Here is a 13,399-nt window from a genome sequence, read left to right as displayed (position 1 = left end):
TCCGGCTCCGATGTCGGCTCCGCCCCCGGGGCCGACGCAGATGTCCGCTCCGACCCCGCGTCCCCCGTGTCGCGATGCCCCTCGGCACCCGGGTCCCTCTCCTCTCCCTCCGTCTCGGCACGCCGCGTCTCCGATACGGCCTCTGAGGGCACGTCACCCGGACCCGGTGACTCGCTGAAGCGTGTGAAGACAGGCACCCGGAGGTCCTTCCCGTGCGAAACCCGGTGAGGTGGCGGACCCGCGTGGGGGTACGGGTCCGCCTCAGTTCCGTACGGGGCGTGCACCAGGTGTGTTCAGCCCGCCGGGCCAGCGCTCGGCAAACACCCGGCAAACGCCGGGCCAACCGGGCCTCAGATGCCGCCGACCGCGGTGAGCAGCGCCAACGGGGCCGAGGCCGACCGGGATTCGCGCACGCACGCGTGCGGGTACGGCACCGGCTCCGGGTGGGTGTCGCGGCCGTAGCCCGCGAGGACCTCCGGCAGCCGGTGGCCGGTCGCGGCGGCCGCGTCGACCAGGCCGCCCGCGATCGCACGCGCCTCGTCATGCAGTCCGTAGCGGGCCAGGCCCAGTGCGATCAGCGCGTTGTCGTGCGGCCAGACCGAGCCGCGGTGGTAGGAGAGCGGGTGGTAGGCAGGCTGGCCGGCGGCCAGGGTGCGCACGCCCCAGCCGGAGAAGAAGTCCGGCTCCAGCAGACGCCGGCCGACCTGTTCGCCGTACTCCTTGTCCAGCAGGCCCGACCACAACAGGTGACCGGCGTCGGAGGCGAGGGCGTCGACCTGGTCGCCCCGGCCGTCCAGCGCGAGTGCCGGGAAGGAGTGCTCCGGCATCCAGAAGTCCCGCTGGAAACGGTCGCGCAGGTCACCGGCCGCCTGCTCCAGCAGGTCCGCGTACGTGCCGTCCTGCCACACCGTGCGCGCGAGCCACGCCGTGCGGCGCAGCGCGTCGTACGCGTACCCCTGGGCGCCCGCGGCGGTCACCGGGCCGTGCGGGCGGGTGCCTTCGGCGGAGCAGATCGCTCCGGGGGAGTCCTTCCAGTTCTGGTTGGCGAGGCCGCCCTGGTCGGCGCGGTAGACGAGGTAGCCGCGCGAGGTCAGGCCGCCGTGGTCGAGCATCCAGCCGACCGCGGCGCGGGCGTGGGGTTCGAGGCGGCGGGCCAGGGCGGTGTCGCCGGTCTGTTCCGCATAGGCGCCGAGGAGCACGAGGAACAGGGGCGTGGCGTCGACGGAGCCGTAGTAGCGGGCGTAGGGGACCTGACCGAAGTGCGCCAGTTCGCCGTGCCGTACCTCGTGCACGATCTTGCCCGGCTGGGCGACCTCGCTGACGGTGGAGTCCGTGGCCTGGGTCGCGGCGAGCGCGGGCAGCGTGGCGGCGGCCAGCCGTGGCCGGTAGGGCAGCGCGAACAGCGAGGTCAGCAGGGCGTCCCGGCCCAGCAGGGTCTGGAACCAGGGGGCGCCGGCCGCGGGGACGCGCAGTTCCTCGCCGTCCGGGCCGGTCGCCGGGACCTGGAGCGCGGCGAGGTCGGCGAGGCCCCGGGCGCAGGCCGCGGCCAGCTCCGGCCGGCCGCTCGGGAAAGCCACACCCTCCATGAAATCGCCCTCCCGGGCGAGGAGCTGTTCGCGGAGTGCGGCGGGGGAGCGGGGCACGCGCAGGGCGCGCTTGTCGCCGTGCGGGCGGGCGATGACCCGCAGCACCAGCTCGGCGGTGCCGTGCGGTTCGAGGTCCAGGGTCCACACCAGGCGGCGGGCGCCGGTGCCGGTCTCCTCCACGGCGTCCGGCCGCGGTTCGGCCGTCACGGTCGTCACGGACCGCCACTCGCCGCGCCGGTAGGTGAACTCCACGCCGTGCCCGAGGACCCGGCGGGAGCGGACGGCGCCGGGCTTGGTGTAGGTGCGGTGGTCGGAGCGCAGCTCGAACTGGTCGGTGAAGTCGGCGTCGGCGGTGACCGCGAGCCGGACCGTCGTCGGTACGGGACGGTTGCTGGTGACACGCAGCGCCTCGACGAACGAGGAGTCGCCGACGGCCTGTTCGCGGAAGAGCGTGTACGCGGGCGGCTCGTCGCGGCCGCCGCGCGGGACGAGGACGCACGCCGCGGTGTCCCCGTCGGCCACCGGTGTGAGCGTCTCGGGCACGGCGCCGTCGACGGTGAGCTGCCAGCGGCTCAGATGCCGTGCGTCCCGTACGAACATGCCGTCCGGGGCGCTGCCGCCCCGGTAGCCGCTGATGTCGCCTCGGTCGCCGACGGCGGCGAACGTCCCGCCGTGCACGAGCAGATGATGCCGGTCCGTCATCCCCGGTCCCCTCCCTTGATCGCCGTGACGCGGTTTCTGTCCCCTGCGGGCCGGTCGTGCAGCAGGTCGAGCGTGAGCGCGGCGGTCCAGCCGAAGCCGGTGGCGCCGCAGGCCTGTGCCGTGTACGGGTCGACGTACTCCGCGAAGCCGGAGGCGCCGGCGGCGTGCAGGATGCCCTTGCGCAGGGCGTCGGCCCGGCCGCGCTCGCCGTGCAGCCGCAACCCGCGCTCCAGCAGCCAGCCGGTGTTGAACCAGGCCGGGCCGCGCCAGTAGCGGTGCGGGTCGAAGGCCTCGCCGAGCAGGTCGTAGCTGGGCACCAGGCGGGTCGTGCCGCCGAGGCCGAAGTGCGGGCCGCAGACCGTGCGGACCAGGGTGGTGGCGAGGTCGCGGGGGAGGGCCGGCAGCAGCAGGGGGACGAGGCCGGTGACACCGCGCTCGGGGATGAGCTCCCCGGCGCGCACGTCCCGGCACAGGAACATCCCCGCGGCCGGGTCCCACAGCCGCTCCACGAGGGTGGCGGTCAGCCGCTCGGCGCGGTCCCGCGGACCCGGGTCCGCCACGCCCAGCTCGTGCGCGATCCCGTCCAGGGCGTACTCGGAGGCGATGAGCAGGGCGTTGAACGCCGGGTCCTCCACGGCGAAGTCCCCGGGGCCGTCGGCGTATCCCCGGTCGCGGTAGTCCGCCGCGAGCCGCACGTACCGCCCGTAGTCCAGGTCCGTCGGCCGGTCCTCGGGGGAGCCGTGGTCGAGGTCGGCGCGGCGGAAGGAGCGGGCGGGGGCCGGGGTGACCCGGGACAGCGGGCGGTCCCAGCAGGGGCTGTTGTCCATACCCTGTTCCCAGGGGTGCACGACGGACACCAGCCCGCCGCCGCCCAGGTCGCGCCGGTGCAGCAAGTAACGATGCCAGGCCGCGAGCCGGGGATACGCCCGGGTGAGGAAGCCGCGCGCCCGGGACAGACCCGGGTCGGCGAGGTGGACCAGCCAGGCGGCCAGCGCGTGCACCGGTGGCTGCACGATCCCGGAGGTCTGTACGGTGCGCGGGGCACCCGCGGCGCGTCCCGCGGTCGAGGAGCGCCAGAAGTCGGGGCTCGGGAAGTACGCGTCGAGCGGGACGGAGGGGTTGAAGACGATGTGCGGGATCCGCCCGTCCGCCCACTGGGCCGCCAGCAGCGTCTCCAGCTCCGTCTGCGCCCTTGACGGCGAGAGGTGGCGCAGGCCGATCGCGATGAACGCCGAGTCCCAGGACCACTGGTGCGGATACAGGCTGCGCGAGGGCACGGTGGACTTGCCCGTCCAGTTGCTCTCCAGCACCTGCGCTGCCCTGACCTGCAGGGACGACGGCGCGGCGGCCGGATCGTATGCGATCTCGCGCCCGCCGGGACGCGCGGTGAGCTGGGCGATGCGATCCACTCGGGGCTCTCCCAAAGACGTACGGCCGACCAGTTCGGCAAGGGCTACCGTAGGGTTACGTCTATTTAACACGCAAAACCCAATATGTAATGCAGGGTTGGGAAACACAAGGGGGTGCGCATGACGGGACGTGTTCAGGCAAGCGCCGGCGAACTGCTCGAACTGGTGCGCAGTCGCCGCGCCGTGACCCGGGGCGCCCTTCAGCAGGCGACCGGACTGTCCCGGGCCACCGTCGGGCAACGGCTCGACCGGCTCTTCCGCGCGGGCTGGCTGCGCGAGGGCGCCGGTGGGCCGGTGGACTCCCCGTTGGGCGGACGCCCCTCCATCACCCTGGAGTTCGACGACGAGCACGCGGTCGTGCTGGCCGCCGACCTCGACACCCGGCACGCCCGCGCCGCCGTGCTGTCGCTGAGCGGCGAGATCCTCGCCGAGCACTCCGGCGTCCTTCTCGTCGAGGACGGCCCGGACGTCGTGCTCGGCGAGCTCGGCCGCTGGTTCGCCGAGCTGCTGGAGAAAGCCGGGCACGGAGCGCAGATGGTGTGCGGGATCGGTCTCGCGGTGCCCGGCCCGGTCGACACCGAGACCGGGCGTGTCGTCCAGCCGCCGATCATGCCCGGCTGGGACGGCTACGACATCAGGGGCAGGCTGGCCGGGGCGCTCGCCGCGCACACGGGCGCCGACGCCGTGCCGGTGCTGGTGGACAACGACGCCAACCTCATGGCGTACGGCGAACAGCGCACCGGCTACCCCGACTGCTCCGCCTTCGTGCTGGTGAAGGTGTCCACCGGCATCGGCGCCGGTGTCGTGGTCGGCGGCTCGGTGTTCCGGGGCATCGACGGCGGCGCCGGGGACATCGGGCACATCCGGGTGCCGGAGGGCGCCCAGGCGCTGTGCCGGTGCGGTTCGTACGGCTGTCTGGCCGCCGTCGCGAGCGGTGGCGCGGTGGCCCGGCGGCTCGCGGAGGCCGGGGTGCCGGCGGCGTCCGGCTCGGACGTGCGGGACCTGCTGGCGTCCGGGCATCCCGAGGCGGTCGGCCTCGCCCGGGAGGCCGGGCGGCGGGTCGGGGACGTGCTGGCGACCGTGGTGACCCTCCTCAATCCGGGCGTGCTGATGATCGCCGGGGATCTGGCCGGAACTCCCTTCCTCACCGGCGTGCGTGAACTGCTCTACCAGCGGGCCCTGCCCCGCTCCACCGCCCACCTGGACGTCGTGACGTCACGGCTCGGCGAGCGAGCCGGGCTGGTGGGGGCCGGTGCGATGGTCGTGGAGCATCTGTACGCCCCGGAGCGGGCCGAGGAGCGGCTGCGCGCACTCGGCGTGTGACGGGCGCGTTTCGGCCCCGGAACCCGTCCGCATGGTGAAATCCGGCCCGCTGTGGCAGCGTGATTCTCGCCACCCTTGATAAGGGCTGCGCTCAGATGAGCGGATCTTGAGCGGCTGCACTTCTCCAAAGGGTGGCACTGAGTGCCACGCTTTGATCGTTCATCGAACGAAATCAATCGTGCAGGAACCCCGCTCATGTGAGCGATCGAAGAGCTCAGGAAGGTTCTTGCGTTCAAGAAGTGAAAACATGCGGCTGTGATCGCTTGCCGAGCCTTGACTTTCAATCCACTGGCGGACGAGTGGTTACAGGCGCATGACGCACAAGTGGACGTACCCAGACGCCTTTGATCTGGGTATGTTCCTGGCCGTCAGGGCAGCCACCGCGTCCTCGAGGAGTCGAGACCCGTGTCGGAAAACAAAGATCACGACGTAGCTGAGCACGGTAAGAGCGTTGAGGGCGTGAAGTTCGTCTACGACTTCACCGAGGGCAACAAGGACCTCAAGGACCTCCTCGGTGGCAAGGGCGCGAACCTTGCCGAGATGACCAACCTGGGCCTCCCGGTCCCGCCCGGCTTCACGATCACCACCGAGGCCTGCAAGGTCTACCTCGACAGCGGTGAGGAGCCGGCGGCACTGCGTGACGAGGTGAGTGCGCACCTCGACGCCCTCGAGGCCCGCATGGGCAAGAAGCTCGGCCAGGCGGACGACCCGCTGCTGGTGTCGGTGCGCTCGGGCGCCAAGTTCTCCATGCCCGGCATGATGGACACCGTCCTCAACATCGGCCTCTCCGACAAGTCCGTACAGGGCCTCGCCAAGCAGGCCGGCGACGACCGGTTCGCCTGGGACTCCTACCGCCGCCTCATCCAGATGTTCGGCAAGACCGTCCTGGGCGTCGACGGCGAGCTGTTCGAGGACGCGCTGGAGGCGGCGAAGGCGGCCAAGAAGGTCACCGTCGACACCGAGCTGGAGGCCGCCGACCTCAAGAAGCTCGTCACCAAGTTCAAGAAGATCGTCAAGACCGAGGCCGGGCGGGACTTCCCGCAGGACCCGCGCGAGCAGATGGACCTCGCCATCAAGGCCGTCTTCGACTCCTGGAACGGCGACCGGGCCAAGCTCTACCGCCGCCAGGAGCGCATCCCGCACGACCTGGGCACGGCCGTCAACGTCTGTTCCATGGTCTTCGGCAACCTCGGCCCCGACTCCGGCACCGGCGTCGCCTTCACCCGCGACCCCGCCTCCGGCCACCAGGGCGTCTACGGCGACTACCTGCAGAACGCGCAGGGCGAGGACGTCGTCGCGGGCATCCGCAACACCGTGCCGCTCGCCGAGCTGGAGCGGATCGACAAGAAGTCGTACGACCAGCTCATGCAGATCATGGAGACCCTGGAGAACCACTACAAGGATCTCTGCGACATCGAGTTCACCATCGAGCGCGGTGTGCTGTGGATGCTCCAGACCCGCGTCGGCAAGCGCACCGCGGGCGCGGCCTTCCGCATCGCCACCCAGCTGGTCGACCAGGGCCTGATCGACGAGGCCGAGGCGCTCACCCGCGTCAACGGCGCCCAGCTCGCGCAGCTGATGTTCCCGCGCTTCGACGAGAGCGCGAAGGTCGCCCAGGTCGGACGCGGCATCGCCGCCTCCCCCGGCGCGGCCGTCGGCAAGGCCGTCTTCGACTCCTACACGGCCGTCAAGTGGTCCCGCTCCGGCGAGAAGGTCATCCTGATCCGCCGCGAGACCAACCCCGACGACCTGGACGGCATGATCGCCGCCGAGGGCATCCTGACCTCCCGCGGCGGCAAGACCTCCCACGCGGCCGTGGTCGCCCGCGGCATGGGCAAGACCTGTGTCTGCGGCGCCGAGGAGCTGGAGGTCGACACCAAGCGCCGCCGGATGACCGTGCCGGGCGGGCACGTCGTCGAGGAGGGCGACGTCGTCTCCATCGACGGCTCCTCGGGCAAGGTGTACCTCGGTGAGGTGCCGGTCGTGCCCTCCCCCGTCGTGGAGTACTTCGAGGGCCGGATGCACCCCGGTGCCGACGACGCCGACGAGCTCGTCGAGGCCGTCCACCGCATGATGTCCTTCGCCGACCGCAAGCGCCGCCTGCGGGTACGCGCCAACGCCGACAACGCCGAGGACGCGCTGCGCGCCCGCCGCTTCGGCGCCCAGGGCATCGGCCTGTGCCGCACCGAGCACATGTTCCTCGGCGACCGGCGCGAGCTGGTGGAGCGGCTGATCCTGGCCGACACCGACGCCGAGCGCGAGGAGTCCCTCAAGCAGTTGCTCCCGCTCCAGAAGCAGGACTTCGTCCAGCTCTTCGAGTCGATGGACGGCCTCCCGGTCACCATCCGCCTGCTCGACCCGCCGCTGCACGAGTTCCTCCCCGACATCACGGAACTCTCGGTCCGTGTCGCCCTCGCCGAGTCCCGCCAGGAGCCGCACGAGAACGAACTGCGCCTGCTCCAGGCCGTGCACCGCCTCCACGAGCAGAACCCGATGCTCGGTCTGCGCGGTGTGCGCCTCGGCCTGGTCATCCCCGGCCTGTTCACCATGCAGGTCCGCGCGATCGCCGAGGCCGCGGCCGAGCGCAAGGCCGCCAAGGGCGACCCGCGCGCCGAGATCATGATCCCGCTCGTCGGCACGGTCCAGGAACTGGAGATCGTGCGCGAGGAGGCCGACAAGGTCATCGCCGAGGTCGAGGCGGCCTCGGGCGCGCAGCTCAAGCTGTCCATCGGCACGATGATCGAGCTGCCGCGCGCCGCGCTGACCGCCGGTCAGATCGCCGAGGCCGCCCAGTTCTTCTCCTTCGGCACCAACGACCTCACCCAGACGGTGTGGGGCTTCTCCCGGGACGACGTGGAGGCGAGCTTCTTCACGGCGTACCTGGAGAAGGGCATCTTCGGCGTCTCCCCCTTCGAGACGATCGACAAGGACGGCGTCGGCTCCCTGGTGAAGCTGGCCGCCAAGGCCGGCCGCGAGACCCGGCCCGACCTCAAGCTCGGCGTCTGCGGCGAGCACGGCGGCGACCCCGAGTCGGTCCACTTCTTCCACGAGGTCGGACTCGACTACGTCTCCTGCTCCCCGTTCCGCATCCCGGTCGCCCGTCTCGAAGCGGGCCGGGCGGCGGTCCAGTCCCAGGGCAGCGACCACCGCTAGACCCGTGGCCCGTACAGGGCCGCTCAAGAACCCGGAGCCGTCGGCGGTCCCCGACCACCCTCACCGATCGCGGCGGCTCCGGTGCACGGAGAAGAGGGGGCGGCACCTGTGCGGAGGTGCCGCCCCCGCTCCGTGCTCTCCGGCGATCCGTTCGGGTGGGGGCGCGTTCGGGGGCGCCGGGCCCCGGGCACTGATGCGAACATGCCGTCTCTGCGCCTTTTGGGCTTCCTCGTTGTGGCGTCGTCCCTCCTCGCCCCCGTCCCCGCGGCCACCGCCGCCGAGGGCCCCGTCGTGCCGGCTCTGGAGCGGGCCGCGAGTCCGTTGCGTACCGCTGAACCCGGTGGTGACGTGAGGGACCTGCGGCCGGTCGGCAGGGCGGTCGGGGACGCGGTCGTGGTGGGGATGGGGGAGGCCACGCACGGCTCGCACGAGTTCCTCGCCGTGAAGGAACGGGTGTTCCGGTACCTGGTGGAGCGGCGGGGCTTCCGGACCTTCGCGCTGGAGACGGCCTGGAGCACCGGCGTGCGTCTCGACGAGTACGTCGTGCACGGCAAGGGCGACCCCGAGCGCATCATGCGGGAGGACTTCCAGTACACGTACGCGCTGAACGCCACCGCCGAGAACCTGCGGCTGGTGGAGTGGATGCGGGAGTACAACCGCCGGCATCCGCGGGACCCGGTCCGCTTCATGGGCGACGACTGGGGGTACACCGGGCCGGAGCTGTACGACCGGGTGACGGCGTACGTGGGACGGGTCCGGCCGGACCTCGTGGCACGGATCGAGACGCTGTACCGGGGGCTGCGGCCGGCCGTCCCCTCCGGCGAGTACCAGAAGTCGTATCTGACCCGGCCGCTGTCCGAACGGCAGGAGATGGCGTCCCGGACCGGACGTGCCCTGGAGCTGCTGGAGTCACTGGAGCCGAGGGGCGAGGCAGGGCGGCGGGAGTACGCCGAGGTGCTGCGGCACGCCACGGTGATCGACCAGACGGCCACCGGCTACGGCTTCGACTTCGCGGATCCGCAGCAGGTCGCCGAGGCCATGCGCCGGCGGGACGAGGTCATGGCGGACAACATCGTCTGGTGGCGCGAGCACACCGGGCACCGGATCCTGCTGGCCGGCCACAACAACCACATCGGCTACGTCCCCGAGGATCCGCGGAAGCTGCCCAGGACGCAGGGCGCGTTCCTGCGGGACCGGCTCGGCAGCGGCTATGTCGGCGTCGCCCTCACCTTCGGCCAGGGCTCGTTCAAGGCCACCGACCCGGAGGAGACGCACATGCTCACCCACACGGTCGGCCCGCCGCGCACCGACAGCAACGAGCACACGCTGGACCAGGTGCGGTACGGCCGTTACGTCATGGACCTGAGGACCGCCCCGGGAGCGGCCCGCCGCTGGCTCGCCGCGGCCCGGCCCACGCGCAGCGTCGGTACCTCCTATCCGGAGGAGCGGAACTGGTTCGACATCGCGCTGGGCCGCTGCTTCGACGTGCTGATCCATCAGGACCGGGTGCGGGCCGTGGACCTTCTCTCCTGAGCGGTGGTCACCGGCGGCACAACAGCCGGTCGATGAGCTCCTGCAGGGCCTTCTCCGTGGCGAGGAGCCGCGTGTCGTCCGTGGTGCGGCCGCTGACCGTGACCACCACCGACCGTCTGCCGTCGGCGGTGAAGCCCGTTCTGACGAAGGTCCCTTCGAGGTCACCGTGATGACCCCAGCGGCTGCCGCCGCACGACAGCGGCTGCTGCATCAGACCGAGGCCGTAGCGCATCCCGGGCGTGAACTGCTGGTGCTCCTCGTTGGTGGGGACGGTGGTGCGCATCGCGGCGAGCTCACGCGGCGGCAGCAGCTCCCCGGCGAGCAGGGCCGTGAAGAACCGGTCCAGGTCGCGGGAGGTGGCGACCAGAGCGCCGGCGGGGCCGGCCCAGGACATGTTGCGGGTGGTGGTGTCGGTCCAGCGGTCGGACCCTTCGAACCGGTGGTAGGTGTGCGCATGGGGCTTCGGCAGATACGGGTCGTCCCCGGGAACCCGGGTGCCGCGCAGGCCCAGACGGCGGACGATCCGGTCGTGCACCACCTCGGCCCAGGGGCGTCCCGTCACCTTCTCGATGACGGCGCCCAGGAGGAGGTAGCCGGTGTTGGAGTAGCTCCAGCGGGGGTCGGGGGCGTCGGGGTCGGCAGGGGGGAAGTCGGGGGTGTGCTCCAGCGCGGCGGTGACGAGCCGCTCGGGGTCGATGCGGTCGAACCTGTGCCGTTCGAAGTCCGGAGCGGTTCTGCCCGTCAGCTCGGTGGAGTCGTGGTCGTGCAGGCCGCTGGTGTGCTGGAGCAGGTGCCGGACGGTGATACGGGTGCCGTCGTTGCCGTTCCCCCGGACGCGTCCGGGGAGCCAGTGCTCCACCGTGTCGGTCAGGGACAGGCGCCCCTCGGCGACCAACCGCAGGACGGTCGCGGCCACGAAGGACTTGGTGACGCTGGCGGCCCGGAAACGCGCTCCGCTCGGCACCGGCCGCCCGCTGCCGAGGACGGCCTCTCCGGCAGTGGCTTCCACCGTGTGCCGCCCGTCGCGGACGCGGATGGTCAGGCTGACGGCCCGGGTGGCGTCCAGGGCGGCGGAGGCCTCGTCCTGGAATGTGGGTGCCGCCGTACCGGACGAGGGTGTGGTCAGGGCCAGGGACAGGAGGGAAGCGACGACGACCGCTGCCAGGCGACGGGGTGTGGTCACTGGGGCCGTCCTTCCCGCAGGCATACGACGGTTTCGGCCAGCGCGGCCGTATACAGGGCGGTGAGGGCCGGCAGCGGGGTCGACAACCGTGTGGACTCCAGGTCGGCGAGGGCGAACAGGCCGTCGTCGTCGTGCTCCGCGCTGCGCCGGACGGACAGACCGCTCGGCAGACGGCCGCCGTAGAAGTAGAAGTCGATCACCGGGCCCGTGCCCTGCACGTCGGCCCGGTGGTCGTAGCCGATGATCCGGGGCGTGCGGTCGAGCACGATCCCGGTCTCCTCGTACAGCTCCCGGTTCGCGGCACCGACGGGATCCTCACCGTGGTCGAGCATCCCGCCAGGCAGCCCCCAGAGTCCGGCGGCGGGCAGACCCTCGGCGTAGCGCAGCAGCAGGATCCGGTCCTCGGCGTCGAGAAGCAGGACACACGACGCGACGATGGTCTGCGGCAGTGTCTTGACCCACTCGGCGCGCGGCAGCACGCGCTCGGTGTCGGCGGCGGGCACGGTCGTGTCCACGGTGGTGTTCCTTCCGTCGGCCGGGCAGCCCGGGACGAGCTGCCCAACCGGTGGAACGGCCTTCACACGCCGATGGTCACCGGCGCGCCGGGGTCACGTGTCGCAGGCGACGCCGTCCTTGTCCCGGTCCAGGTGGGAGGCGTACCCGGGTTCGCCCCGGTGGATGGGGGCGGCACCGGCGGCCCGGACCTCGGTGCAGTTGCCGTAGTAGACGTCCTGGGAGCCGCCCGAGCCGCCGTCGTCGGAGCCGCCGTCCCCGGCCGGCTGGGCCGTGACCGTGGTGGTGACCTTGACGGTCTTCGTGGCGGTGACCGTGGGGGCGGGCTCCGGCTCCTTGGCGAGCGGGGTGGCGGTGACCGTGGCCGTGGTCGTCGCGGTGACCGTGACGGTCGGCTGTGGCGCGGCGGACGCGGGCTTCGCGTCGGCGGTGGTCTCCCCACCGCCGCCGCCTATACCGACACCGAGGAACAGGGCCAGCCCGAGCGCGGGCAGTACGTAGCGCTTCCGGGCCCAGCGGGGTGCCGGCCTGCCGGGCTGCGGCATGGGCGGTGCGGGGTACGGGGTGTTGTTCGGGCCGGTGTACGGGTTGGTCATGGTCATCCCCCCAGGAGTCGTACGTGAGGGGATGACCGTAGGACCGGACGGCCGGAGGTGAGAGAGGGGTGACCATTTTGTAATGGTCATGTGAAGGTGGGGGTTACGAGCGGAACGGCCCCGTCACCTCGTAGGTGATGCCGCCCGAGGAGCTGCCGGTGGTGCCGCGCTGGCTGGAGAAGTAGAGGCGGGTGCCGTCGGGGGAGAAGGCCGGGCCCGTGATCTCCGAGCTCGACTGGCCGTCGAGGCGCAGGAACGAGGCGACGACGTCGTCCGGGGTGATGACGCAGATCTCCATGTTGCCGCCGTCCTCGGCGACGAAGAGGTCGCCGGAGGACGCGCTGGTGATGTTGTCGACGCCGGTGAGGGGGGCCGTGCCGTTGACGAGGGAGTCGTCGTAGGCCAGTTCGTACGTGTTGTTCAGGAGGTTGAGCTGCCAGACGCGGTTGTCGCCCTTGGTGGTGAACCAGACCGTGTCGTTCGCGTAGTGGCAGCCCTCGCCGCCGTTGAAGGACTTCGAGCCGGAGACCTGGGAGCGGGTGGCGGTGGGGGAGCCGTCCGGGTCGGGGATGTCGGCCCAGGTGAAGGAGCCGCTCGTGGCGCTGCCCGCGACCATCACCTGAAGCTTGCCGGAGGACAGGTCGCCCCAGGTCGTCGGCACGAAGCGGTAGAAGCGGCCGTTCGACTCGTCCTCGGTCAGGTAGATGACCTTGCGTACCGGGTCGGCGGCCGCCGCCTCGTGCTTGAAGCGGCCCATCGCCGCGCGCTGCACCGCGGCGTTCGTGCCCCACGGGTCGGTCTCGTAGACGTAGCCGAGGGACACCTCCTCGCACGACAGCCAGGTGTTCCACGGCGTCTTGCCGCCCGCGCAGTTCTGCCGGGTGTTCGAGAGGATGCGGTACGCGCCGGTGATCGCTCCCGTCGAGGAGAACTTCACCGCGCTCGCGCCGCCCGAGGGGTTGATCTCGGAGTTGGAGACATAGATCCAGCCCGTGCCGTCGGCGTAACAGGCGCCGCCGTCCGGGGCGTTGTGCCAGGTGTAGGACGTGCTCCCGACCCGCTGGCCGGACCGGGCGATCACCCGGCTCGTGAAGCCGCTGGGGAGTCGGACGCCGTTGGCGTCCGGGGAGCCCAGCGGCCCGTAGGGGCCGGTGCCGGGCTGGGCCGGGGCCGCGTGTGCGGCGCCGCGCCACAGGGTTCCGCCCAACGCGGCGGAGGTACCGCCGAGGACGGCCGCACGCAGGAGGTTACGACGATGCACTCTGACTCCAAGAGGTGCCGTACCGCCCCGCCGCCTGTCGACGGCAGGGTTGTGCGTGGGGGGAGGCGGAAGGGACGCTAAGCGGACCGGGTTGACGGGGCATGGACAGTTCGTGGCCGTGGGGCGGCATGCTGTGTGCC

General features: G+C 71.8%; 9 protein-coding genes. 3 read left to right on the top strand and 6 right to left on the bottom strand.

The annotated features are described in order from the left end of the window. Positions 1–350 precede the first annotated feature (350 nt). Positions 351–2,288, bottom strand: coding sequence for a glycogen debranching N-terminal domain-containing protein (locus IE97_RS0116405; RefSeq protein WP_030239574.1), 1,938 nt, complete (start codon positions 2,286–2,288; stop codon positions 351–353). After that, positions 2,285–3,697 (bottom strand): MGH1-like glycoside hydrolase domain-containing protein, encoded by a 1,413-nt coding sequence (locus IE97_RS0116400; protein WP_051705006.1) that lies wholly within the window; start codon positions 3,695–3,697, stop codon positions 2,285–2,287. The genes IE97_RS0116405 and IE97_RS0116400 overlap by 4 nt, the downstream gene beginning before the upstream one ends. A gap of 120 nt (positions 3,698–3,817) precedes the next feature. Here IE97_RS0116400 and IE97_RS0116395 point away from each other — a divergent pair, with 120 nt between their 5' ends. The 3 genes from IE97_RS0116395 to IE97_RS0116385 all read left to right on the top strand — a co-directional run bounded on the left by IE97_RS0116395 (position 3,818) and on the right by IE97_RS0116385 (position 9,706). Beyond that, positions 3,818–5,020, top strand: coding sequence for an ROK family transcriptional regulator (locus IE97_RS0116395; protein WP_030239570.1), 1,203 nt, complete (start codon positions 3,818–3,820; stop codon positions 5,018–5,020). A 405-nt stretch (positions 5,021–5,425) separates the two neighbouring features. Continuing rightward, the gene (ppdK, locus tag IE97_RS0116390) at positions 5,426–8,173 is read left to right on the top strand and encodes a pyruvate, phosphate dikinase (RefSeq protein WP_030239567.1); all 2,748 of its coding nucleotides are present in this window, start codon (positions 5,426–5,428) and stop codon (positions 8,171–8,173) included. Positions 8,174–8,374: 201 nt separating this feature from the next. Beyond that, the gene (locus IE97_RS0116385) at positions 8,375–9,706 is read left to right on the top strand and encodes an erythromycin esterase family protein (RefSeq protein ID WP_030239563.1); all 1,332 of its coding nucleotides are present in this window, start codon (positions 8,375–8,377) and stop codon (positions 9,704–9,706) included. 7 nt (positions 9,707–9,713) lie between these two features. Here IE97_RS0116385 and IE97_RS0116380 read toward each other — a convergent pair whose 3' ends face one another. The 4 genes from IE97_RS0116380 to IE97_RS0116365 form a co-directional block, all read right to left on the bottom strand. Further along, positions 9,714–10,889 carry a serine hydrolase domain-containing protein gene (locus tag IE97_RS0116380; protein WP_030239560.1) on the bottom strand — a complete coding sequence of 392 codons (1,176 nt, stop codon included), beginning with the start codon at positions 10,887–10,889 and terminating at the stop codon, positions 9,714–9,716. Further along, positions 10,886–11,404 (bottom strand): NUDIX hydrolase, encoded by a 519-nt coding sequence (locus tag IE97_RS0116375; RefSeq protein WP_030239556.1) that lies wholly within the window; start codon positions 11,402–11,404, stop codon positions 10,886–10,888. The genes IE97_RS0116380 and IE97_RS0116375 overlap by 4 nt, the downstream gene beginning before the upstream one ends. Before the next feature lie 93 nt (positions 11,405–11,497). Continuing rightward, positions 11,498–11,998: an excalibur calcium-binding domain-containing protein gene (locus IE97_RS0116370; RefSeq protein WP_030239553.1), complete on the bottom strand. Its 501-nt coding sequence runs from the start codon at positions 11,996–11,998 to the stop codon at positions 11,498–11,500. A gap of 103 nt (positions 11,999–12,101) precedes the next feature. Next, positions 12,102–13,259: an alkaline phosphatase PhoX gene (locus tag IE97_RS0116365; protein ID WP_030239550.1), complete on the bottom strand. Its 1,158-nt coding sequence runs from the start codon at positions 13,257–13,259 to the stop codon at positions 12,102–12,104. Between the last annotated feature and the right edge of the window lie 140 nt (positions 13,260–13,399).

It is taken from the genome of Streptomyces sp. NRRL S-455 (assembly GCF_000717875.1).
Taxonomy (GTDB): domain Bacteria; phylum Actinomycetota; class Actinomycetes; order Streptomycetales; family Streptomycetaceae; genus Streptomyces.
Note: the sequence above shows the minus strand (reverse complement) of the source record. Positions and strands in the feature narration are given on the sequence as shown.

What these genes read in the sequence shown, in the direction of transcription:
- IE97_RS0116405 (WP_030239574.1), bottom strand. Translation starts at nt 2,288, where the DNA reads ATGACGGACCGGCATCATCTGCTCGTGCACGGCGGGACGTTCGCCGCC.
- IE97_RS0116395 (WP_030239570.1), top strand. Translation starts at nt 3,818, where the DNA reads ATGACGGGACGTGTTCAGGCAAGCGCCGGCGAACTGCTCGAACTGGTG.
- IE97_RS0116385 (WP_030239563.1), top strand. Translation starts at nt 8,375, where the DNA reads ATGCCGTCTCTGCGCCTTTTGGGCTTCCTCGTTGTGGCGTCGTCCCTC.
- IE97_RS0116370 (WP_030239553.1), bottom strand. Translation starts at nt 11,998, where the DNA reads ATGACCAACCCGTACACCGGCCCGAACAACACCCCGTACCCCGCACCG.